General features: G+C 46.4%; 20 protein-coding genes. 6 read left to right on the plus strand and 14 right to left on the minus strand.

Annotated elements, in window-relative coordinates; translation table 11 throughout:
* Positions 1–555: 555 nt before the first annotated feature.
* The 3 genes from LEP1GSC061_RS09420 to LEP1GSC061_RS09430 form a co-directional block, all read right to left on the minus strand.
* Positions 556–3,204, minus strand: a complete 2,649-nt coding sequence (locus tag LEP1GSC061_RS09420; protein ID WP_016545290.1) for a valine--tRNA ligase — start codon at positions 3,202–3,204, stop codon at positions 556–558.
* A gap of 225 nt (positions 3,205–3,429) precedes the next feature.
* Positions 3,430–3,810 (minus strand): DUF1801 domain-containing protein, encoded by a 381-nt coding sequence (locus LEP1GSC061_RS09425; RefSeq protein ID WP_016545245.1) that lies wholly within the window; start codon positions 3,808–3,810, stop codon positions 3,430–3,432.
* A gap of 36 nt (positions 3,811–3,846) precedes the next feature.
* Positions 3,847–4,581, minus strand: a complete 735-nt coding sequence (locus LEP1GSC061_RS09430; RefSeq protein WP_016545286.1) for a TetR/AcrR family transcriptional regulator — start codon at positions 4,579–4,581, stop codon at positions 3,847–3,849.
* Positions 4,582–4,974: 393 nt separating this feature from the next.
* Between LEP1GSC061_RS09430 and LEP1GSC061_RS09440 the strand changes: the two genes are divergently transcribed.
* Positions 4,975–5,247 carry a hypothetical protein gene (locus LEP1GSC061_RS09440; protein WP_016545334.1) on the plus strand — a complete coding sequence of 91 codons (273 nt, stop codon included), beginning with the start codon at positions 4,975–4,977 and terminating at the stop codon, positions 5,245–5,247.
* A 309-nt stretch (positions 5,248–5,556) separates the two neighbouring features.
* Here LEP1GSC061_RS09440 and LEP1GSC061_RS09445 read toward each other — a convergent pair whose 3' ends face one another.
* From LEP1GSC061_RS09445 to LEP1GSC061_RS09465, 5 genes are all read right to left on the minus strand, one after another.
* Entirely contained in the window at positions 5,557–6,204 is a 648-nt protein-coding gene (locus tag LEP1GSC061_RS09445) for a hypothetical protein (protein WP_016545234.1), read from the minus strand.
* A 176-nt stretch (positions 6,205–6,380) separates the two neighbouring features.
* A complete protein-coding gene (locus LEP1GSC061_RS09450; protein WP_016545387.1) occupies positions 6,381–7,973 on the minus strand; it encodes a cytidylyltransferase domain-containing protein in 1,593 nt (530 codons plus the stop codon).
* A complete protein-coding gene (locus LEP1GSC061_RS09455) occupies positions 7,948–9,507 on the minus strand; it encodes a spiro-SPASM protein (protein WP_040508469.1) in 1,560 nt (519 codons plus the stop codon). The genes LEP1GSC061_RS09450 and LEP1GSC061_RS09455 overlap by 26 nt, the downstream gene beginning before the upstream one ends.
* A gap of 47 nt (positions 9,508–9,554) precedes the next feature.
* Positions 9,555–10,562 (minus strand): putative peptidyl-prolyl cis-trans isomerase, encoded by a 1,008-nt coding sequence (locus LEP1GSC061_RS09460; protein WP_167884035.1) that lies wholly within the window; start codon positions 10,560–10,562, stop codon positions 9,555–9,557.
* Between the two features lie 87 nt (positions 10,563–10,649).
* Entirely contained in the window at positions 10,650–11,873 is a 1,224-nt protein-coding gene (locus tag LEP1GSC061_RS09465) for an aspartate kinase (RefSeq protein WP_016545171.1), read from the minus strand.
* 136 nt (positions 11,874–12,009) lie between these two features.
* Here LEP1GSC061_RS09465 and LEP1GSC061_RS09470 point away from each other — a divergent pair, with 136 nt between their 5' ends.
* Complete coding sequence (locus LEP1GSC061_RS09470) at positions 12,010–13,839, plus strand: sodium:solute symporter family protein (RefSeq protein WP_040508471.1); 1,830 nt, start codon at positions 12,010–12,012, stop codon at positions 13,837–13,839.
* A gap of 154 nt (positions 13,840–13,993) precedes the next feature.
* On the plus strand, positions 13,994–14,875 hold the full coding sequence (locus LEP1GSC061_RS09475; protein ID WP_016545329.1) for a bile acid:sodium symporter family protein: 882 nt from the start codon (positions 13,994–13,996) through the stop codon (positions 14,873–14,875).
* Between the two features lie 84 nt (positions 14,876–14,959).
* On the opposite strand, the gene LEP1GSC061_RS09480 is transcribed toward LEP1GSC061_RS09475, so the two are convergent.
* The 3 genes from LEP1GSC061_RS09480 to LEP1GSC061_RS09490 are packed head-to-tail and all read right to left on the minus strand — an operon-like array spanning position 14,960 to position 18,526.
* Positions 14,960–16,369: a pectin acetylesterase-family hydrolase gene (locus LEP1GSC061_RS09480; RefSeq protein WP_016545422.1), complete on the minus strand. Its 1,410-nt coding sequence runs from the start codon at positions 16,367–16,369 to the stop codon at positions 14,960–14,962.
* Between the two features lie 28 nt (positions 16,370–16,397).
* Entirely contained in the window at positions 16,398–17,801 is a 1,404-nt protein-coding gene (locus LEP1GSC061_RS09485; protein WP_016545394.1) for a sensor histidine kinase, read from the minus strand.
* On the minus strand, positions 17,798–18,526 hold the full coding sequence (locus tag LEP1GSC061_RS09490) for a LytR/AlgR family response regulator transcription factor (RefSeq protein ID WP_016545141.1): 729 nt from the start codon (positions 18,524–18,526) through the stop codon (positions 17,798–17,800). The genes LEP1GSC061_RS09485 and LEP1GSC061_RS09490 overlap by 4 nt, the downstream gene beginning before the upstream one ends.
* A gap of 603 nt (positions 18,527–19,129) precedes the next feature.
* Here LEP1GSC061_RS09490 and LEP1GSC061_RS09500 point away from each other — a divergent pair.
* The 3 genes from LEP1GSC061_RS09500 (at position 19,130) to LEP1GSC061_RS09510 (ending at position 21,178) form a co-directional block, all read left to right on the plus strand.
* Entirely contained in the window at positions 19,130–19,876 is a 747-nt protein-coding gene (locus LEP1GSC061_RS09500; RefSeq protein ID WP_016545299.1) for a YebC/PmpR family DNA-binding transcriptional regulator, read from the plus strand.
* Between the two features lie 159 nt (positions 19,877–20,035).
* Positions 20,036–20,521, plus strand: a complete 486-nt coding sequence (locus LEP1GSC061_RS09505; RefSeq protein ID WP_016545353.1) for a crossover junction endodeoxyribonuclease RuvC — start codon at positions 20,036–20,038, stop codon at positions 20,519–20,521.
* Positions 20,522–20,581: 60 nt separating this feature from the next.
* Positions 20,582–21,178 carry a WG repeat-containing protein gene (locus tag LEP1GSC061_RS09510; RefSeq protein ID WP_016545266.1) on the plus strand — a complete coding sequence of 199 codons (597 nt, stop codon included), beginning with the start codon at positions 20,582–20,584 and terminating at the stop codon, positions 21,176–21,178.
* 4 nt (positions 21,179–21,182) lie between these two features.
* Here LEP1GSC061_RS09510 and crcB read toward each other — a convergent pair whose 3' ends face one another.
* Genes crcB through LEP1GSC061_RS09525 form a run of 3 tightly spaced genes read right to left on the minus strand, consistent with a single transcriptional unit; the run spans position 21,183 to position 23,086 of the window.
* Positions 21,183–21,557: a fluoride efflux transporter CrcB gene (crcB, locus tag LEP1GSC061_RS09515; RefSeq protein ID WP_016545159.1), complete on the minus strand. Its 375-nt coding sequence runs from the start codon at positions 21,555–21,557 to the stop codon at positions 21,183–21,185.
* On the minus strand, positions 21,557–22,333 hold the full coding sequence (locus LEP1GSC061_RS09520) for a type III pantothenate kinase (protein WP_016545390.1): 777 nt from the start codon (positions 22,331–22,333) through the stop codon (positions 21,557–21,559). Before LEP1GSC061_RS09520 ends, crcB begins: the two co-directional genes overlap by 1 nt.
* On the minus strand, positions 22,334–23,086 hold the full coding sequence (locus LEP1GSC061_RS09525; RefSeq protein WP_016545397.1) for a biotin--[acetyl-CoA-carboxylase] ligase: 753 nt from the start codon (positions 23,084–23,086) through the stop codon (positions 22,334–22,336). It abuts the gene before it with no gap.
* Positions 23,087–23,258 lie beyond the last annotated feature (172 nt).

Here is a 23,258-nt window from a genome sequence, read left to right on the forward strand (position 1 = left end):
TGCAAACCGGTAAAACAAGGGAATAGGCGATAATCTTTTTTGAGATCCGAAATTGGGAAGAAGAAAAGGAAGGAAGATATGGTTTTAGGGGAAATTCAAACCACTGAGTAAGGGACAAAGAAACTCCGATTTCCTTATTCGGAATTGTATATTCTTCTTGCGGATCGGATTTGTTTCTAATGAAAGTTTCCGAATTGAATGCAAGATGCCTTGTCCCCTCTTGCGGAAAAAATAAATTTTGTTAGCGTTCTGATTTGAAAAGTAGGTTCTTCGAAAGAACTCGTTCTCCGAAAAAGAATAAAATCTGAGTTAGTCCGAGGTTCCTCCTAAATGAAAAACGTTTCTCTTTCTGAACGGAAATTCCGTTCCTCCGTCGTAGAATCGATCGGCCCCCGCCCAAAATCGGGTGGAGGAGGCGGGCTTGCGGGAAAGTGTCGGGATTTACTTTACCAGAAAAGCTCTCTCTCCGCAACCCTCATTCAGGATTTACGCGGAATTCTCATTCAAGCTACGCAAAATCTCCAATTGCTGTAGATTCTGCGCTTTTGATTCGATCTAGGAAAGTTTTTCCAAACCCTTCCGAAGAACTTCCTTCTTCTCTTGTAAGAGTCTTAGTTTTTCCTTTTCTTTTTCCACTACATCCGGATTGGCTTTGGCTAAGAAGTTTTCATTCCCCAATTTCGAAGCTAATTTTTCCTCTTCTTGGCTTACTTTTTGGAGTTCCTTCTCTATTCTCGCCTTCTCTTTTTCGAAATCGATCATGCCCGCCAGAGGTAGAATGATTTCTCCGAATCGGAACGCACCTACTGAGTCCGTTTTTTCAACGGAATATTCCGGATCCACTTGGACACTCTCGAGTCGAGCCAATTGTAAAAGAGAGAACTCGAAATCTTTTACGGCCGAAGACACAAGAGCATTAGAGGACTTTAATATAGCTCTGCATTTCTTATCGAGAGGGACCCCGTTCTCCGCTCTCTGAACCCGGATTTGGGTGACTGCTTCCTGTAAAACGTTGGTCTTGAGGACTCCTTCGTCCTCCGGAGAAACGGAATAAGCATTAGGAAAAGGGGAATCGATCAGAAATTTTCCCTCGCTAAAAGCCTCGAAGATCTCTTCGGTAAGGAAAGGCATGAAAGGATGTAGTAAGCCTAACGCCTTCTGTAGGATGTCCACCAGCACCTGCTTGGCGACCGTTTGGGATTCTTCTCCGAGTTTACCGTAAATTCTAGGTTTGACTAATTCGATATACCAATCGCAGAAATCGCCCCATACGAAGTCGTAGATCTGAGATGCCATTTCAAAAAACAGAAATTTTGAATATGCTTTCTCGTAATTTGTCAGGGTTTCGTTGAATTTGTGCAGGATCCATTTATCCATCGGCTCCAATTTATCGCCGAATTTCTTCTCCGGATCCTCCGGTTTAAAATCTTCCTCCAGGTTCATGAGAATGAAGCGACTGGAATTCCAGATCTTATTACAGAAGGAGCGATAGCCGTCCAATCTGCTTTCATCGAATAAAACGTCTTTCGCTTCCGGTAGGGTAGCGGCTAAGAAGAATCGGAAAGAATCCGTTCCGTATTTGACCATCATGTCCAAAGGATCTATAACGTTACCTACGGATTTGGAGAATTTTTTACCCTCCTTATCCCGAACGAGACCGTGAATGATCACTTTCCGGAACGGAGCCTTGCCGGTGAACTTCTTGCCCATCATGATCATTCTGGCCACCCAGAAGAAGATGATGTCGAACCCGGTGACTAGAACGGAAGTAGGATAAAATTTTTGAAAGTCCGCGGTATTCTCCGGCCAGCCCAAAGTGGAAAAGGGCCAAAGCTGAGAAGAGAACCACGTGTCCAGAACGTCGGTATCTTGTTCCACTTCTTTGGATCCGCATTTAGGACAGGAGGAGACAGGAGTCTCAGATACTTCTATATGCTTGCAAGTCTTGCAATGGTAGGCGGGAATTCTATGTCCCCACCAGAGTTGGCGGGAGATACACCAATCCCGGATATTATTCATCCATTCGAAGAATGTTTTCTCCCAAAGCTTGGGAACGAATTCGGTCTCGCCGGATTGCACCGCTTCCACTGCAAGTTCCGCCAAAGGTTTCATCTTACAGAACCATTGGGTGGATAAATAAGGCTCTATGATCTCTCCGCCTCGGGAGTTATGACCGATGGAGTGAGTATGCTCTTCGATTTTTTCGACCAGGCCCTGGGCTTCCAAATCCTGTATGATTTTCTTACGAGCCACGAATCTTTCCAAGCCCGCATAACTTCCAGCGTTCTCGTTCAGAGTAGCGTTCGGATGCATTACGATCAGAGGTTTCAGGCCCAATCTTTGTCCCGCCTCGAAGTCGTTCGGGTCGTGTGCAGGAGTGATCTTGACTAGACCCGATCCGAATTCCTTATCCACGAAACTATCGAAAACGAGGGGAATCTCTTTACCGGTCAAAGGCAGCTCTAATTTCGCACCTTTCAATGAAGTATAACGTTCATCGTCCGGATGGGCCGCAACCGCGACGTCGCCGAACATGGTCTCGGGGCGAGTGGTGGCTACGACTACGTATTTTCCCGGCTGCCCTACGATAGGATACCGAAGATGATACAGTTTGCCTTTGACTTCCCTATGTTCCACTTCCAGATCGGAGATGGCGGTCAGGGTCTTGGGACACCAATTGATGATCCTTTCTCCCCTATATATTAAACCTTCGTCATATAATGTCTTGAATACTTTGAAGACCGCCTTAGAAAGGCCCTCGTCCATCGTGAATCTGGAACGGGACCAGTCTACGGATTCTCCCAACAATCTTTGTTGGTTCTGGATCATTCCCCCCGAATGTTCCTTCCACTCCCAGACTTTCTTCTCGAAACCTTCTCGGGTAAAATCGGTTCTCTTCTTTCCTTCCTTGGCAAGTTCCCTCTCCACCACCATCTGGGTTGCGATTCCCGCATGATCCGTTCCGGGAACCCAAAGGGCGGATTTCCCCTTCTTCCTTTCGATTCGGACGAGAATGTCCTGGATGGTATGATTGAGAGCGTGGCCTATATGAAGACTTCCCGTAACGTTGGGAGGAGGAAGTACGATCGTGAACGATTCGTTCGAATTAGGATTCGGTTCGAAGCTTTTATGTTTCTCCCATAGGGATATCCATTTGAGTTCGACACTCGTAGGTTCGTAGCGATCGCTGATTTGCTTCTTCATGGCCTTTGTTCGGATAGGATTTTCCCGTAAGGGAAGAGGTCAAGTCGTACTGACCGATGCAACTGGCTTCTATCCTATCCGAAATGTGGGAATTCCTACAAGAAGGAAGGGGAAGACATAAAAAAAGGCCACCCGCCGGAGAGGCGAGGTGGCCCAGAGCCATTTGTTTCAAATTCGTTGTTCTAACTTCGGATCCTTAGGAAACTCCCGAGGATCCTCTGCCTGTTATTGCAGTGCTTTTTTCAGGATCGATTTCAGATAGGTTCCTGGAAACCGATCCTTATCTTTTATATGGACGAACGTTTTACCCGTTTCCATTCCGGGATATTTGGCCCGAAAAGCTCTTATGAAGGATTCTTCGTAAAAATAAATGGATAGATGGTTCTTGTGGTTGGATAAAGCCACCCATTTGCCGTTTCTTTCGAAGGTAGGCATCCTATATTTTAGACTCTCTCGTAGATCCGAAAACTCGTCTCTCAAATAATCCACCAATTCCCGGACTTTTTCCATCCGGGATACGGGAGTGTTTTCTATATAATTTTCCACATCGGAATTGATTTCCAAATCCAATCGGGGAAGGGTCGGAACAAGCGCGTGAAGCAGCATAAGTTTATTCCTTGAGGCCTTGGCCCTTAATTAACGTTAACTTGCGTTCGCGACCAAAGGTAGAATTTCCTGAGTCCTAGGGGCGGAAGCATTCGCTTTGAAGAGCTGGGTCAGAGAACCCCATTCTTCTTTGCTGAAATAATCCAAACCGCCTTCGGGGCATCCCAGAAGTTCTTCTATGGTCCTGTGATAGGAAAGCATAAGCTCGTAGATTTCGTCCTGGGTTTCTTTTCCTCTACCCAAGAGATGAAATGCTACCTTTTCTCCCAAAGCGTCGCTAAGATCGAAGATGATGGAAGTGAGATGGTCCGGTCTCAATCTACTCTTGAGGGAACCGTCCGCCTGTCCTTCTACGATCAGAGAGTCGAAGAGAGGGAAGCTTAAATCCACGGATTTGCGACGAATCTTGTCTCTTAACTGCAAATTGCTGGGGGAAAAGAGGGATTGCAGAAGGAAACGGATTTCTTCCGATTTTCCTTTCTTCCAATTATAAGCTACGATGAGAGCTTGGCGGATTTTCTCCAAGCCGCTACCTTGACCCAGGTCTCCGATCTCCGCCTGCATAGCCGCATGCGCTTCTTTCGCGAATTGCACTGCGATCTCTTCTAGGAGTTCTTCTTTGGACTGGAAGTGGTGGTAAAACGTCCCTTTAGCGATATCCAGAGCGGATAGAATGTCCTGGATTGAGGTTGTCTCGTAACCTTTTTCGAAGAATAATTTTCGAGATTCGTTTAGGATTCTTTCTTTAGTCGATATTTTGGCTGGGATCATCAGATTCCTCCTCGCTGGACTCCGGCCCAAACTGGACCGACGGTCGGTTTGATCCTCGGCTCTAAGGAGCTCTGGTCAAACTAATTTCAAAAGAGATCTAAAAAAAATCAACAAAGGAAACAATATATATAAAAAATGTTTCCTGACTTTCTGGCGGGAAAATCGACGGAGGGTCGGTCGGGAAATTTTCCGAAAAAAGTCTCATTGTACCGTGTATATTATCTTCGAGTCTACACGTTAGACGAAACTCTTGAGAGAGTTTTGGGGGCCTCCTTCGACAAGCTCAGGACCGGGCTCTCGGCTTCGGTCCTATCGGACCCCGCCTCCATCCCTGGCCCGTTTTGAGAGAATATTTGACTGAAATCTAAGTACGAGTCGATATACCGTATAATCATGAAATCTAAGCTCTTTTGGCCGAGATCGATACTATTTACCGCACTTGGGACTTTCTGGAGTTGCGCAACACTCATAGCTAACGGATTAGAGCACTATCCTCACGGAGGAGGTCAGATAGGTTTAACGGGAATTTCTGTAGGTCTCCTAATCGATTCCGCGATTTCGTATCCGATCATCATCGGAGCGACAGCTCCCTCGTTCGGTTGGATCTACGGTGGATTTGCGGTCTTTATCTATCTCATCAATGTATTCGAAAAAATCTTTAAATGAGGATAAAAAGGGTCTTGTTATAATGCGTTTCTTACTTAAGAAATCTATTCCGTTTCTATCTGGGTTTTTAATTGTTTTACGACGACCGGATTTTTGGCCCCTGCCTTGGAGGGGCACACCCCACCGCGAGTCCGTCCGGTAGACGTTACGATCGGTTTCGGATTTGATACTTGGGTTTCTTGGGCCGCAATCGTAGGAACGAAAGCTCCTACATTCGGGTGGATTTACGGCGGGGTGATTATTTTGTTTATGTGATCGGTACAGCGATGTCCCTTTCTTGAGAACCTAAGGCTGTTAAGTTAGATTATTTTATAAAAACTTAATGCTCGAAAAGATGATCAGATTATGGGCCAGCATTCTGCGCCAATCGTCGTCCGAAAACGGTTGGTAGAAACTCAAGAATGCCTTAACTTGAACGTTCATTTTGCGTTTCGGGTCGTGATAGATTCCCGAAATCGAATTTCCCATTAATTGGCCGTCTCCGTAAAGGATGATCTTTTTATCCGCTCCGCTGGTATCCATGTCTACCCAGCCCTCCAATACCTTATAGGAGTTTTCCGCAAAATCGGTTTGGATCGATTTCTTTACTAGTTGTTCGAACGAATACAAACGGTCCGGAATAAAAGCGATCAGATACAGAACGGAAAGACAGGGGTTTTGCCCTCCGCAATCGTCCCTATAGGAGTAGATGGCATATTTATCTTTAACATGCGTCGTAATCTCCTTCTTAAAGAGCTTCGGCATTTTAATGGATAAGATATTGTTTACGTTCTCGACACCTTTGGGATTGAATTGGACACCGCGCATCGGAGGGTCGCTTTCGGATAGAACTGAACCTAGGATCCTGCTCGCTCTGTCCTCCGGACTTTCGACATTCGCTTTTTGCTGCACCGTTCCGGTGCATCCTAATTGAACCGAAAGCGCTATAACAATGGGTATATAAGGAATTCTGATCACGAGTTTGTCCTCTTTGCGACGGAGTCAATTTTCGGTTAACGAGCCTAGCCCGACAATCGGTGCGGGCACCCTATTCGGGAAGGAAATTCGATGCAATGCTAATATCTTTATTTCCGGAATTACGATCGATCCTTGTCTCTCTCCGATTCGAAATCAAAAAGAGATCGTTCGGATCTCTAAGAGTCTAAGCAATCTTCGATTTTTTCCAACAGAAGATCGTAACCGTCCGGACCCGGACTTCCGTTTCCTAGAGAAAATTCCGGCATGGATCGTAAATCGGATAAGGGGACGCCTCGTTTTTCTAAGAGTTTCGAAAGAGATTCATGCACAGGAGAAATGGAAAACGTAGCGGAAGGAATCTTTAGATATAAGGCTTCGAAGAGACTCTGTCCGAAATATCCTAAAAAGTTCCGGGAGGATGCAAGCGCGTTTAGATATTCCGGGCGGGAGAGACGGGAAGCGTACTCGATGTTCGCGTATTTTTCGGGAGTTTGTCCTCCGACCCTTAGAACCTTCTTACCGGAAAAATAGGTTCGAAAAAAAGAATCTAACCTTTTGGTTTCCGCCTTGCCCAAGGATCCGGAATAACAAAACAGATCGTATTTTTTGGATTCTTGACCGGTGTGAGACTCGGATGAGAAAAGTGCCGGAGGGAGTAGAATTCGATTCCAATCGAAATCGGATTCGTTTTCCGGATGGGGTAAAACGTCCCAATGGGGATAATTCTTTCTATCTTTTCCGAAATGATCCAAAAGTAGGACTTTGGTCTTCTTATACTCGAAAGGAATTTCGATATCCCTATAGTCTATTAGTAAAATTTCATATTCTCCGTCTTTCGGAAATTCATGCAACCAAACCGGTTCCCAGTTTCGAAAAGGCAATAGGGCGAATAAAATCGAGGATCTCGCGAAATGTCCGGAACCGTATTCTTTTGCGGGAGCGACCAAGAATGCGATTTTTCCCTTTTTAGGGGTTCTTTCCGGATCCGGGAGAGGGAATCGAACTTGGGGAATATCCAGATTCTTCCGGAATAAAACCGGATCTTCCTCTTCCATTCTCAGGAAATCGTAGACTCCAAGTTCGGAGAAAACTTCGGGATTCTTCTTTATCAATAGATCGGAGACTGTTTGGAAATCTTCCGGTGTATCCACTGTGAGCCTAAAATGTGGAATCCTTTCGGATTCTTTTTTAGTAAGGATTGCGGGAATCGGCACGATCCGAAATCGATTCGGATCCTCCTTGATATGTAGGCTTACATGTTCCTTATGCCTTTCTTCCCATCCGTTCTCAGAAAGACTGTCCAGCGCCGAAGTGCGAAACACTTCTCCTCCGGTTCCCAAGGGCAGTCCTTTGAAATAAGATAGGTCGCATTCTTCTTTTGAGAAGGCTTGTAATAATAGTTCTAAATGCAATGTATCGTAAAAAGGATTATCCCCTGTAAGCCGTAGGATCGCATCCGCTCCGAAATGTTCGGCAGCATTCGAGTATCTTCGGCGCACGTCCTCCAAGGGACCGACAAAGTATCGCATTTTTTTTTGCGAGAGAAAATCGACAAGTTCCGCGTCTCCTTCGGGTATCAGATAAACGATTTTGTCTTCCGGTAGGACCTTTCGAATTCTTGCATGTATATGTTCTAAAATCGTTTTGCCGGATTGGGGAGGGAGTTCCGCCAATACTTTTTTCGGGAAACGAGTGGATCCGGTTCTTGCCTGGATGAAGGCGTATAAGGAACGGATCTGTTTTTTAGGCGTTGAAGGTATACCATTCATCGCAGTTGAGGCAAGGGGCGGGAATTCTATCGTGCTGTCCTCTTACCGAGGCGGCAAAATGAGGATTTCCTTTTTCCCAGATTTCCTTTAAGGTATCGGTTTTGAGATTTCCCAAGGCGGGAGAGAAGGAGGCCGGGATCTGCTTGCATACGGAGACGCTTCCGTCGGCGTTCACATAAAGGTCTCGGGAAAGATGCCAACAGAAATCCCTTCCCAAAGGAGTCAGGTCCGAGGCTCTTCTCTGCGCGAGCTTGTCCGCGTAAGAATTATATTTTTGTAATATAACTTCGTAACCCGCTTTTTGAGTTTCCTCGTACCAGGAATCCAGTTCGGGATCCACGTCCTTGATTTTCAAAAACTGGAGATAAACGGAGGATTTGGGAAGAACCTGGGAGACTTCTTCCAGATGGCGAAGTACTTTTTCGAGATTGTCCTTACCGTACAATCGGGTGTAGGCTTGCTTATCTCTCGTAGTCAGATTTACGATCAGGCTGATTTTTTTTCTCTCTTCTTCTCCTACGGAAAGGATGCCCTGGATGAGTTTTTCCGGAGAAGCGTACAGTGCGGATTCTATGAATAATTCCTTTAGATGAGTAGATTGCAAGGCTCTCCGTATGAGTTCATCTAATTTCGGATGAAGTGTGGGTTCTCCCAATCCTCCGAAACAAAGGCTGTAACCGTATCCGAATTCCTCCGCTTGGTTTAGAATAGAATCCAATATCGCCGGTTCCAAGGCGATTCCGTCCTGGGAAGGATCCAGAGACTGCCTTGGACAAAATACGCATTCGGATTCGCAGCCTCGGAATACTTCTATTTCGTAATAGCTGGGAGCCGAGCGGAAAACTTCCGGATTCTCGGATAAGAAAGGTTGGATCTCCTCATACTTCCAATCCGATTTTCGGGAAAGAAAAGAAGAAACGAGTTTCTTGGATCGCGTATCCTTCAGAGAAAAATCCAATCTCCATTGTCTGAGATCCGGAGAAGAATAGAATATCTCCGTATCGTAATGATTGATATTCTTAGCCAGAAACTCCTGGGTTCCTCCCGTATATCCGGGAGGTAGGCTTCTTACGAATTCTCTGGAAAGGATTCTGGGAACGATTCCGGGAGGAAGATTTTCGGAATAGGAATACTGTGCCAGATACTTGTCGTGACGAATCGCGAGCTCCGATATCAATTTTGGATCCGATAAAGGTGCTAAACCGTCGAAGAGGAAAAAGCTGGTCTCGTCCCAATCCGGATCGCCTGATTCGGAGGCGGGCAACCTCTCCGCGACTTGGGAGACGAAATCCGCTTCCGAATCGGAGGATAATATTATAAATTCAGAATATCCTAATTTTTTTACGATCCCTTGGCTTTCCGCCTCGGATCCTCTCCATAGATTGGAATAAACGGGAAATCCTTTGGAATTGCGCGAGAGTTTTTCCAGGGTCTTTTCGAAGTAATCCGAGAATTCCGAGTCGGAGAGAATCTCTGAAACCGTTTTCGGAGACTCTTTGAAATAAAAGGCCGCTGCTCGGGGAGGGAATTTCATGAATTTTAAAAAGGTTCTCTTTTTATCTTCGGCAGAATCTAAGAAATTCAATCCAGAATCAGGGATTCCTGCTGGTCCGGAATCTTATTTTCTTTCTTATAGGACTCGTCGAAGATTTGGATGGGGACCACCGTTCTTTGTTCTCTAACCCATTTAGAGAAATTCTCGTCTTCCTTCTCTCTCATGAGCAGGTTTCCGATCCCTTGCCTTACGCTATCCAGAGGAGTAGGGCGTTTGCCTTCCACTTTCAACACGCAGTATCTTTTTCTTTCATCCCTAAATACTTCCGAAATGCTACCTACCGAAAGACTGGAAGCTGCGGTGGCCACGGAACGGCTGGTCTTATATAATTCGAAGGAGGAGATCCAATCCACCAGTCCTTTTCTCGCTCGAAGAACCGGATCCGTGTTTCTAGGGGATCCCGCCACTAAGCCGAAGGAAGCAGGATCCGCGTTCAGCGTTTTTTTGAGATCGGAGGCTTCCTTATGGATTCTGGATTCTTCCGAAATGGAATCATTATTGGGAGCGATCGCGATTTGTCTAAACTGGATTTCGAATCCCACCTTATCCCTGTTTTGGTTGTACCAATTTCGGATATCCTTTTCCGCAGGTGGATGATTGGGGACCTTATATTGCAACAATTGTCCCCTTTTGATCTGGTAAGGAAGTTCCGTATACCAAAGATCGAAAGACATTCCCGAAGTGGATTCGATCGCTTTCTCGAATTGTTTGCGGGAAGTGATTCCCATGAGTTCCATACGTTTGTCGATCTCGCTTTCGAGTCTCTTCTCGTTTACTTGTATGGATTCGTCTTCCGAGATGGAATCCACTACAGCGCGATCTATAAGAAAGTCTATAATCCGAGTTCGCAAAGATTTACGGGTATCCTCGTTTTTGAGAAATCTTTGTAGTTTCTGGTATTTTTCCTGAGCGTCGTCGAAATCCAGCTCGCTGATGGATTGGTTGCCCACCGTGGCGATGATACGGTTGATGGATTCGGCGGAGCGAACCCGATGAGAAGGGAATAAAACCCCCAAAAGACCCAAGGTAAGGATTAGATACGGCTTGGGCGTAGGTCTAAAGAAACCGGAAGACGAGAATATCCTAGGCACAGGGAAAACTTCCCCCGGGAGCTGCCTAGTTCAACCGTTTTTCGATAGTCCGAAGGTATCGTGGATTTGGTTTACCGCGATTTCAGAATGAGTTCTTGGGATCACACAGGAGATTTTGATCTCGGAAGTGGAGATCATCTCTATATTGATTCCTTTATCGGCCAGAGCCTTGAACATTTGCGCCGCAACTCCCACATGGGACTTCATACCGATTCCAACCGCGGAAACGATGGAAATCTCCTCGTTGATCTCGGGCTTCTTCGTTCCTTCGGAGGCGGAGAACGCTTCCAGAATCGGCAGAGCCTGGGCGATGTCCTTCTTGGGAATCGTGAAAGAAATGGTATTTCTTCCGTTATAAGGAGAGGATTGCACGATCACATCTACAAGGATGTCTTTGGAACTGAGTTGTCCGAATAGAACGGCAGCTAGTCCCGGCTTATCCGGAACGTCAGAAATGGTGATACGAGCCTGATCGTTTTTAGCGGTCACTCCGCTGACTGTGAGTTTTTCCATGATTTTGTCCTCGTTTACAACCAATGTCCCCGGGTTATCGTTAAAGCTGGATCTTACGTGAATGACTACGTCGTAGGTCATTCCTAATTCCACGCTTCTGGAATGCAGAACTCCAGCGCCTAGGCTGGCCAGTTCCAACATTTCTTCATAGGTGATCTGATTATGTTTGCTTGCCTTGGGAACCACTCGAGGGTCGGCGGTATAGACCCCGTCCACATCCGTATAAATCTCGCATTCTTTTGCACCTAGCACGGCGGCTAACGCGACGGCGGAAGTATCGGATCCGCCTCTACCCAGGGTAGTGATATTATCGTCTTCGTCTATCCCTTGGAAACCGGCGACTATCACTACGTTTCCTTGGCTCAGAGCGGAATCGATTCTGGATCGGTCCACGGTTTGGATTTTTGCGTTGGAATAATTTCCGTCCGTGATCATTCGGACCTGGGATCCGGTAAAGGATTTGGCGGGAACTCCCGCTTCCCATAGGGCCATGGCAAGAAGTGCTATCGATACCTGCTCTCCCGTAGAAAGCAACATGTCCATCTCTCTCTTGGGAGGATTTTTGGTGATCTTTTCGGCTAGATCCACCAACTCGTCGGTCGTATGACCCATAGCGGAAACGACTACGACTACGTGGTTTCCTTGATCGCGATAGCGTTTGATTCTTTTGGCTACGTTTTGGATCCGTTCGGGAGTTCCTACCGACGTGCCACCGAATTTTTGGACGATTATGTTTGCCATGCCTCGGGGCCATCTTTCCGGGGCTATATCGGGGATCAAGAGAAATCGATTCCATAGAAGGGAAAGAATCCTTGTTTTCATGGGAGATCCGCCGATCTTTATGGAAAGTTCTCCCGAAAGGAGAAGGGGGCCCGCTATTTTTTCCTCAATCGATTGGATTCTCATTATCGTTTATATCCTCTTCGCCTTTTCTGTCGGGATTCTGCTTTCCTCCAAAGCGGGAGAAAGCTTAAGTTCCTACTTCGTCGCGGACCGTAAGTTGCCTTGGTGGTGGCTCGGGACTTCCATGGTGGCTACCACATTCGCTGCGGATACTCCTCTAGTAATCACGGGAATGGTCGCCCAGGACGGGGTAAGTGGAAACTGGCTTTGGTGGAGTTGGGCGATCGGTTATTTGATCATCACAGTCTTCTTTGCCGCCTCCTGGAGAAAAGCGGAGGTTCTTACGGATGTGGAATTCGTGGAGTTGAGATATGCGGGAACCGGAGCGGCGATACTTCGGGCGAGCAAGGCATTCTTCTTAAGTATTCTTTTCAATTCCATTATCTTGGGTTGGGTGTTCAAGGCAATGTCCAAAATCACCGCACCCTTTTTGGATTGGCGTATTCTTCTCGGAGCGGGTATCTTCGATTCTCTTGTTTCCTCTTGGCCTGAGTTTCTTCTATTAGGAGATTTGAATACTACTCTCACCGTTCTCGTTCTTTTTTCCGTGGTCGTTTTTTATAGTAGTATGGGAGGAATCCAAGGCGTAATCCTAACGGATCTATTCCAGTTTGCTCTAGGAATTTCCGGGGCGATTGTTTTCGCGGTTCTTGCCGTCCAGTATGTGGGAGGATTAGAAGGATTGTATTCCAAATTGGGGAATTTGTATCCGGATCGCGCCGATGCCATTCTTTCTTTCTGGCCTAATTTCGGAGAAGGGGATCACGGTCTACCGATTCAAGTATTTTTAATATTCATCGGAGTGCAATGGTGGATCCAGTATCATTCCGACGGCTCGGGCTATTTGGCCCAAAGGATGCATACCGCAAAGACTCCAAAGGATGCGGAGCTAGGGTCTTTATGGTTCAATATCGCCAATTTTATTCTACGTACCTGGCCTTGGGTTCTCACCGGACTCGTATGTCTCGTAGTGTTTCCGCTTGATAAGGCGGATCTATTCCATCCGGAAGGTTTCGTGGTGCAGGGGGATCGAGAGAGCGCGTATCCGGTTCTCATGAAAGTGGTTCTTCCTTCCGGATTATTGGGACTCGTATTCGTGAGTCTTATGGCCGCGTTCATGTCCACCGCAGACACCCATATAAACTGGGGAGCCAGCTATCTCGTAAACGATCTTTATCTTAGATTCGTAAAACCGAATGCCGGAAATAAGGAAACGGTCCTTGCGGGTAGAATTGCGGTAGTGGTTATGGCTGCGATTGCAGTACTCGTGGCGGCCCAGATGAAATCCATAGAATCCGCTTGGAAATTCTTTTTGGCCATGGCCTCCGGTTTGGGACTCCCTCAGATACTCCGTTGGATTTGGTGGAGAGCCAACGCTTGGACCGAAATTTCGGGAATGGCTACGGCCTTGGTTTTATCTTTGATTCTGTATCCTCAATTTCCGGACGTTAGATCCGATTACTTACTATTCTGGACCGCTTTGGGGAGTGTGTTCGTTTCGATTCTGGTCACATTCCTTACTCCTCCCGTTTCCGATCCTGTTATAGAGAGCTTCGTAAAGCGACTGCATCCTTACGGCTTCTGGGGGAAATGGGGAGGGGAGAAGATCCGATCCGGATTTTATGCTAGGGTAAAGGTTTGGATCTTTTCTCTCATCTCTCTTTACGCGGGACTTTTCGGAATAGGATATATTCTTAGATTAGAATATACAAAAGGAATAATGGTGCTACTTCTCGGTGCGGTGACAGGAGTCGTCGCATGGAGGCTTTGGATAAGAAAGGACGGAGTTTCCTTACAGGGATAGGTCGGATTACCGTTTTCCCCCTCTAAAAAAAGCTTTTCAATAGAAACGCTTCGATCAGTAACATACGGTTTCGAAAAGAAAAAGAAGCTACGTATCCGGTAATCCGGTCGGTTGCTTCGGATAATAAAACGGCTGTTATGTTAAGGAGAGAAGAATGCAGTTTGGAGTAGTCGAAAAGACTCTATTGCCGGCTCTACTGGCGATCATCATGTTAGGAATGGGTTTCGGATTGGCTCCGGCGGATTTTAGAAGGATCCTCACGACGCCATTGCAGACCCTTGTGGGAACTATCGGTCATTTCGTGATCATGCCTCTCGCAGCCTATGCCGTGGTATTGATTTTGGGATTGGAATACGAATTGGCTTTGGGTGTGATTCTTGTAGGATCCTGTCCGAGCGGGACTACTTCGAATTTGATCAATTATCTGGCCAAAGGGGATGTAGCCTTGGCTGTGGTCATCACGTCTCTTTCTACTTTGCTCTGTCCGTTATTGACTCCGGTCATAGTTACATTCTTCGGATCCTTATTGGATTCTTCCGGGGGAAAGGTAATGGACATTTCCTTTATAGAGATGTTGAAGCTAGTCGTAGTCATCATAGTGATTCCGATCGGAATCGGAATGTGGGTGAAGCATAAATTCCCTAAGTTCGCAAAAGAGATCGAGTTGCCTTATAAGATATTCTCCATCGTCTTTTTGGTGGGTGTCATAATCATCGTGACCTATCGAAACAAGGACGAATTCTGGAATATGGTGGCTTTAGTGGGACTTGCGGTCGTTCTACATAATGCTTTCGGATTCCTAGCCGGATACTTCGTGCCTAAGATGTTGCGGATCGGAGAAAGACAATCCAGAACGATTTCCATAGAGGTCGCGATCCAAAACACTACGTTAGGAATGACTCTTGCCGTCCAATTCTTCGGGCCTAAGGTGGCTTTGCCTTCCGCAGTCTTCAGTATTTGGATGTATATTACGGGTGCGGCTATGGCTTTACTTTGGTCCAAGGTGTTTCCGTTACCTGAGGAAAAAGCCGCCTAACGGAAATCCAGAAAATCGATCCGAACGTCAGGCTAGGAGAGATTTCGAGAAGAATAAAGGGCGGCTTTCACCGCCCTTTATCGTTTATAGTAAGAGGTTCACTAACGCAAACCAGAAGTCCGTCACGTTCGCGTCGTTCGGATTCACATCTTCGAAGAAACTACGGAAGCCGGAACTGCCGAAGATGTAATCGTTGATAAAGGTTCCCAGAGTAATCCCCGTATTTCCTATCTCCGTACCTGTGAACTCCACAATGGAAGTGCAATGGCTTTCATTGATACTTCTATAGTAAGGAATGAAATACTCCAGGTTCGGATACCGATCATACTGGGCTTTCAGATTCTCGATGTCCTGTGCCCATAGAGTGGAGATGATATACTCCTTGTCCGCGGGAATATTCTCGTCTAGGCCGTAGAATCTTGCGTAGGAATACATTGAGTAGTTGGCGTCCCTTCTAAAAAGGGTGATCGCCAATTTATCGTTAGGATACTTCTGAGCCAACGCCTCGCTGATTTTACCGTAATCCGATCGGATATCCACGGAAGGAAAATCCGCCTGAGCCTTGTTTACGAAGTAGTCCGTATTCCATGCCTCTCTGATTTTTTGTTGCAAGGGCCACTGGTTTCCGTAACCGGGTGCCGGAAAGATCGGACCGGAATCGTTCAGTAGGTAGCTTTTGGAAGGACTTAACGCTTTTCTAATGAAATGATAATTGGTCAAGGATCCCGTTCCTCCAGCGCTACAACCCGACACGAAGAGTTCCTTGGGTTTGTTGAAATTGGACTTCAGCCAATCTATCACCAATTCCATATTCTTTGCGCCTACATGGCGATAAGTGATGGGAGGATTTTGGCCGGTGGGATCCGAATAGGTCGCTACCTTGTTTCCGGAATAAACGTCTCCGGTGCAGTAAGGGATAAACACCTTATTCCAGGAAGAAGTCTTCACGTTCTGTCCCGTAGGATGATTCTTCAGGATGATAGGCGAGATCGCTGCGTTCGGACTTCCCCCCGGTTTATTCGGATCTATGAAGTCCCCGAAATTCATATGATTGTCCGGAATTCCGTTCGGGTTCGCGGCACCTCGTATTCCGGTTTGTCCAGTGCAGCTTGCGTAATCCCAGCAGGCTCCTCCGGGTTCCAAGTAAACGAGCAGTCTACTGGAATTTCCCAAAATCCAATCCAGAAGTCCGTCGGCTCTATCCACGAAAATCTTATAAGGCGTTCCGTTTCCGCAGACCGCTCCCGGTATATAGATCACGTCGTAAGATCCGTAAACTACGCTTGTCAGATCGTCCAAAACGTTTTGAGCTTGCACATCCCCCGAGGAAGAGGACGGCAGATTTGCCGCTTCCGCCTGGGAAGGTTCCAATAACCCGGAAAGTAATGCCAGGTCCTGACCGTCCGCGGCTTTGCCCGACTGAGAACAGTTCCATGTTATTACGACTAACGTTATGAGCAGTTCTCGTAATCCGATTCTCTTCACTTGATTCATTTTATTTGCCTCCAGTTCTTAAAAATCCCTATTTCGCTTTTGATTTCGGGAATTCTAGAAGCACCTCGGCTCCTCTCGTTCGGGAAGAATTCCCCAAACGGATCCGGATTCCCATCCGGTCTAATAATCTTTTCGCAAGGGAAAGTCCTAAGCCGCTGGAAGGTTCGCTGGCCGTCGGTCTTGCGGAGAGTACTGAAAATTCGCGGAACATATTCTTCTCATCTTCGGGACGGAAGCCCGGGCCGGAGTCCTCGATTTTGATTACCAAGACGGACCCTTCTTCTTGGTCCCGTACGGAACTATAGAGTAGAATCTCGGATTCTCCCGGGGAGAATTTGGCGGCGTTACTGAGAATATTGTCGAATACGCGATACAATATCTGCGGATGAGCGTGATAAAAAAAGGGCCCTTCCGAGAGAAGGTTTCGGATTCGAATTCCTTTGGAAGAGAATAGGAAGTCCAGATTGTCCGCGACGGACTTGAGTAGAATCTGAGGATCCAAAGCCTGTTCCGATTTTCCCGAGAGTTCCATCTCGTCCGAATTGGAAAGATATAGTACTTCTTCTATAGATTCTAAAATTTTTCTCGCGGTCCTATCTATATGGTCCAATACCTCAGGCGGATCCGAAAGGATCTTGGTCCCGCACGGGATAGGATTGGTGTCTCTTGTATAGAGACCGACCAGGCTTAGGATTCCCGTAACGGGACTTTTTAAATCATGTATCGCTATTTTAAGAATTTCCGATTTCTTAATGGATTCCATGATCAATCTATGATTCAAATCCCGGATGGATTGTTCTTTATGAAAGGAATGAACCTTGGTGAGAAAGCTGATCTGATCGAACAAAATCGTCATGATCAACATAAAGGAAAGATTCTGGATCAGATAGGACGTATCCAGGCCGAGGGAAAAGATACACGCGAAGAATAGGGCGTAATTGCAGATATATATGAACGTTTTCTTATGATCCGGAAATCGTAATAGAATGGCTATACCCAATTGGGTGAAGGAAAATAAGGAAAGATCGGTGCCGAAGCGGAAGATGAGTAAGTTCATGCTGGTTCCGCAGAAAGTCAGGAATACTGTCGCGCAGATCACAGCCCATTTCTTATAAGCGAACTGATTTCGATGGATGGGAAAATTCAAGGCGATCGTAAACAAAAGACATCCCGGCAAGAGTACAGCGTTGAATATGAGTAAGGAGATATGTTCCGGATCCTTCATGTAATCCAAAAGATCCAAGGCGGCGAAAGGAATATACACGACGAACAGGAAGGGAAATAGATAACGTAAGATCAGATACACTTCCAGATAAGAGGAACGGATGAACTCCGGATCCGACCTGAGCTCCTTTAGAATATGAATATGTTTTCGGATAAAGAATACGAAACTTTTGGAACGGGCTTTGACGGTTGTGAGTAAAGTATTCACGGCAACCCCAGAATCTTTGCGTTGGAACTCTTGAAAATCGAGATGAGTTTGGATCCCTGGGACCTACTCACAGGAATATTATGATTTTCTTCTAAAAGAAGTCTATATCCGGAATTTCCGGTAAATAGTATCTTCCTTACCTCTTCCAGGCGGACTAAGTAACTTCGGTGGGCCCTGAAAAAGCCGTGGAGTTCCAGATCCTTTTGTAGCTGATCCAGGGTCCTTCTCACCTTTTCCACTTTTCCGTCTTTAGTGAATAGATGCGCGTAATTCCTATCCGATCTGGCAAATAGTATGTTCTTAGGTTCTATGAAATCGAACCCTTCTTCCTTTCTGAGTGCGATGCTTTTAGGAGAGAAGATGGGATAAGGGGAGGCTAGGAATTTGTCGATTGCCGTTCCGAATCTTTCTCTTGTGATCGGTTTAGGCAAGAAATCCAGCGCGGAGAATTCGAACGCTCGAACCGCATTGTCCCGCTCCGAAGATACTACTACGGTTTGGAATCGGATCTTATCTTCGGCTTCCAGAAGACGAAAGCCTGTCCGACCGTGTAGATTGATATCCAGGAAGAGTAGATCGATAGGATTTTCCTGTACGAACTTTTTCGCCGAATCCAGATCGGCAATAGTATCCATTCTTAGGATTCTTTTTCCTAGAAATTCCGCAGTTAAAATTTCCAAACAACGCGCGGTGAGGGGATCGTCTTCCACGATTAGGATTCGCATGCGGGAGAGTGTAACCTAATCCCGAAAACGAGTCAATTCTCTCGGGGACAAAGCGGGGAAGAGTCGGGACGAACGGATGATTTTATGTAAAACAATCGCTATATATAACGCGTGAAAGAGGGCTTTCAAAAAGAATTTCTATCATATTCTCCGGATCGTGTTTGGTGCGTTATGTGCAATTTGCAATATTTCGAAAATGAGAGTTTCTTTACTGAAAACATTTCAGGGCGATAATATTATATTACAATAATGTAATTCCATGTTCGAAGTTCGATCGAGCCGGAGACCTGCCGCTAAGGGGAAACCCCCGGCCGGAAGATAGGTCCGGAGATGCGGTTTCGAAACCGTCTTCCGGGCTCGTTCCCGGGTTCGGGACGTCCGGGAAAAAATTTGAGTGGAGACCTTGGATCGGTGAGAGTTCGGATCCCCCTAATAGCCTTATGCCGAATCGGGATCGAACCGGGCCGAGAAAGAGGGTCGCTCAAAAAGGATGGACAAGCGGGAAAATCGGGGTTTTGTTGAAAAAACGGGACAAGCGTCCCGGGTTTGTTTTCATTCATTCCAAGCAAACATTCTAGGTTAGAATTAAAGGGGAAAATTCCTATGTCCGGTCATAGTAAATGGGCTACGATTAAACGCAAAAAGGATGCGATCGACTCTAAGCGGGGGGCCGTTTTCACGAAAGTTGTGAAAGAAATCACGGTGGCGGCACGTATGGGCGGGGGCGATATTGAAGCCAACCCTCGATTGAGATTGGCCGTTCTAAAGGGCAAAGCGGCCAATATGCCTAAGGACAATATCGAAAGGGCGATCAAAAAAGGAACGGGAGAATTGGAGGGAGTCGTCTACGAAGAATGTCTCTACGAATGCTTCGGACCTGCCGGAATCGCAATCATGGTCGAGGCGCTTACCGATAAAAAATCCAGGACCACTCCCGAAATCAAAAGCATACTGACCAAGTTGGGCGGATCCCTAGCGACTACCGGTAGCGTTAGTCGTCTTTTTGAACGCAAAGGAGTCATAGTGATTCCTTCCGGACAAATTTCCGAGGAGGAATTGTTCGAGCTGGCCGTCGGAGCGGGAGCCGAGGACGTTCAGAACGAAGAGGATGTTTTCCGAGTGGTTACCGCTCCGGACGAATACGAAGCGGTTCAGACCGCATTGACGGATAAAGGAATCAAGACGGACGAGTCGGAAATCAAATTCGTTCCTTTGGTCACTACCGAGGTTTCGGACAAGGATGCCGCCGAAAAAATCATGAAGCTGATCGATAATTTGGAAGCACACGACGATGTCCAAAGCGTGAACTCCAATTTCGAACTCTCCGAAGCTTTAGAAAAGGAATTCTGACCGGATTCGAGTTCTAAATTTTCGCATAAAGCCGGCCCGCATGTTGGATCTCCAACATGCGGAATTCTCCTTTCGGGACTTGCTTCTCGTCGTTTCCGATTCTTCATTACAAATTGTGAAAATTCCGCTCACCGAAATCTTTGGGAGGTTCCCTATCCGATGCGAATTCTAGGAATAGATCCCGGTTCCCATCGTTTGGGATACGCGGTTCTCCATAAGGAAAAATCCCGGATCCAAGTGCTGACTTACGGTACGATCGAAGTCCCGCCCGGAACCAAGAGTCCCGTGAATCTGATCGCGATTCGTAGACAATTGGACGCGATTTTGGACGAATACAGACCGGAAATCGCGTCGGTGGAGGATTTATTCTTCTCTAAAAATAGGACGACCGCGGCCCAGGTATACGAGTCCAGGGGAGTCGTTCTGCTTACATTAGGAGAACATAATATACAAATATTGGAGCCGACCGCTTCCCAGATCAAAAAAGGAACCACAGGAAGCGGGACCGCGGATAAGAAAAACGTAAAATCCGCACTAAAGCTTCTGCTAAGTCTGGAAGAATTGACCGGGCACGACGATTCTTGGGATGCGATAGCCTCCGCATATGTGGGATTGGCTATGGTCGGTCCACTTGGAAAAAGATAAAAGTCCTGGACACTCGAAGAGACGCATTTCATATTCTCCGAATCTTAACTCGAGGCGTCTATGAAACCGAATACGATCCCTTTGCTCCTTATTGCGATTCTTTCCATATTCTTAACGGATTGCGCTAAACATCCTTCGACTGCTTTCGAGGAAAACGGTTTATACGGATATAAAGATAAGGAAGGAAAAGTCGCGATTTCTCCTCAGTATAGCGTAGCATACGATTTTCAAGAGACTGGAATCGCATTTGCATTCGGAAAAGGAGGTTGGATCTGTATCGATTCCAAGAACCGCGAACTATTGCATCCTTTTCCCTTCGATAACGGACCGGACGATTTTTCGGAGCATAAGGCCAGATTTGTGGAAAACGGAAAAATAGGATTCTTCGATCCATTTTGCAAGAAAGTGATTTCTGCGGATTTCGATTTCGCCTTCCCCTTTGAAAAAGGATATTCGGTTATATGCAGCGGTTGTAAATCCGTTCGGGAACCGGACGGAGAGCATTCTACATTGGAGGGAGGAAAATACGGACTGATCGATTCTAAGGGAAAGATCGTTGTAAACCCGGAATACGATTCCGTTTACGACGCGGATCCGGAGAAAAAGATCGTTACGGTTAAAAAAGACGGAACTAAGAAGGAACTCTCTCTGCCTTAATTTCTTATCGGGTTAAAAAGGCTCCTGCGGCGGTTGCGGCCACGCAGAGGCCTAAACTCGAAAGAATATATGAAAAAAACAGAATATAGGATTCGGATTCCAGAAACTTCATATTCTCCAGGGCAAAAGCGGAGAATGTGGTGAATCCTCCGCAAAAACCCACGGTGAGAAAAAGTCTGGTCTCGTCCGATATTTTTCCGTGAGTTGCTCCGTGCACAACTCCTATAAAAAAAGCTCCGATGATATTCACCGCAAGCGTGGCCCAGGGAAAGGATTTGGAAAATCCCTGCAAGGCCATATGTACGGAATAACGGCCTACCGATCCTAAGAATCCGCCGAGTCCTACGAGTAAGATATTCGTCAGATCCTTGATTTGCATCAGCGTGTATTCTCTTCGTATAAAATTTGCAAACCCCGCAAAGTGAGAAGAGGTTCTATCTTGTCGAAAATATTCGGATTGGCCGCGTGAATCGTAGTCACGAGTCCTCCCGTTCCGACCACTTGGTAATCCGCACCGTATTCTTTCCGGATCTCCCGGATAATTCCTTCTAAGAGTCCGATCCAACCGTAAAAGAATCCGGCCTGTATGGATTCGATCGTGGAATCTCCTAAAATCTTGGAAGGGGCTTGGAATACGATGGGAGGAAGCTGAGCGGTATTTCTTGTCAAAGCATCCATCGACCCTTTCAATCCGGGAGCTATGACTCCTCCCAAATAGTTCGGAACATCGTCTACCACGCAAAAGGTGGTCGCGGTTCCTAAATCGATAATGATGGATTTTCCGGGATGATCCTTGGCCACGGCCGCGGCATTCACCAAACGGTCCGCTCCTATCTCGAAGGGGCGAGGGTATTTGATCCCGAAGGGCAATTTCATTTGGTAATGAACCCGAATAGGGTCTATTCTAAACCAATCATGGATCATCCTTTCTATGATCGGATTGAGTTGAGGAACCACCGAGGCGTAGATTCCTCCCATAATTTGAGCGCTATCGATTTCGAATTCTCTTAAGAATCCTTTTAGATATAGACCTAGTTCATCCGAGGTTCTATCTCTACGAGTGACGGTACGTTTATGAAAGATAGGTTCTTGGGAACCCGGTTTATAAATTCCGAAAACGGTGTTCGTATTTCCGATATCGATTACGAGAATCATCTACTCCAGGGACCTGAAATCCTCGGGACTGTCAATGAATTCGACCGTTTTTCCGGTCTCGGAATTTTGGACAAGCAGCCTACCTTGTTCGTCGATTCCCAAAAGAATCCCGTTTTTAGGAGAAGAATTTTCCGTCCATCCGACCGCTTTCCCCTTCCATAAAAGTCTATCGTTGATATACGAAGTGCGATTTTCTCCCGAGGATAGCGCAAGGGCCGCGTCGTTCAGATTGGGAAGAAGGGTCTCTAGAAAAACGCTGCGCTTTCCCGCCTCATCCGGATCCGTCGTAACGAAGCCCGCCTCCGGTAAATCTTTGGGATTTTCCTTACCGTAAAGATTGATTCCGATTCCCACGATCCAATCCCAAGACTCGCCTTCCTTTTCCGTTTCGATCAGAATTCCGCAGACCTTTTTTCCGCTTAGATAGATATCGTTCGGCCATTTGATTTTCAAATCCTTACTGCTAGCGGAAGGATAGACAGCGAGAACGGTCTTTGCCACCGCGATTCCAGTATATAAGGAGAAGAGTCCCGGATGGGGAAGGTTTTCAGAGGACCTGAATTTTCCCGAGAAAATGAAGGGCTCTTCTCCTAAAACGGACCATGACTTGCCTTTTCTGCCTCGTCCGGAAGATTGGAAATCCGCCAAGATCCAGGTCCCGGGAGGAAATTCTTTCCCTTTTAGTAGGGAATTAGTGGAAGAAGTTTCGGAGAGAAGTATCCCGGAATCTGGTTCTAAGAGTCGAAAAGACATGGGGAAGTGTTAATTCTTCTGATTTCCTCTACAAGAAAAAATCGGCACCTGCGAGGAAAACCTAGGTCCTAATTTTCGTTACGAAAACGTTCTTCCTCGCATTATAATTTATAAAAATAAGAGGTTCCCTTGAATCTATCCGAGGTTTCAATTCGCAATCCGATCTTCGCAT

The sequence above is a fragment of the Leptospira wolffii serovar Khorat str. Khorat-H2 genome (assembly GCF_000306115.2).
Classification (GTDB): Bacteria; Spirochaetota; Leptospiria; order Leptospirales; family Leptospiraceae; genus Leptospira_B; species Leptospira_B wolffii.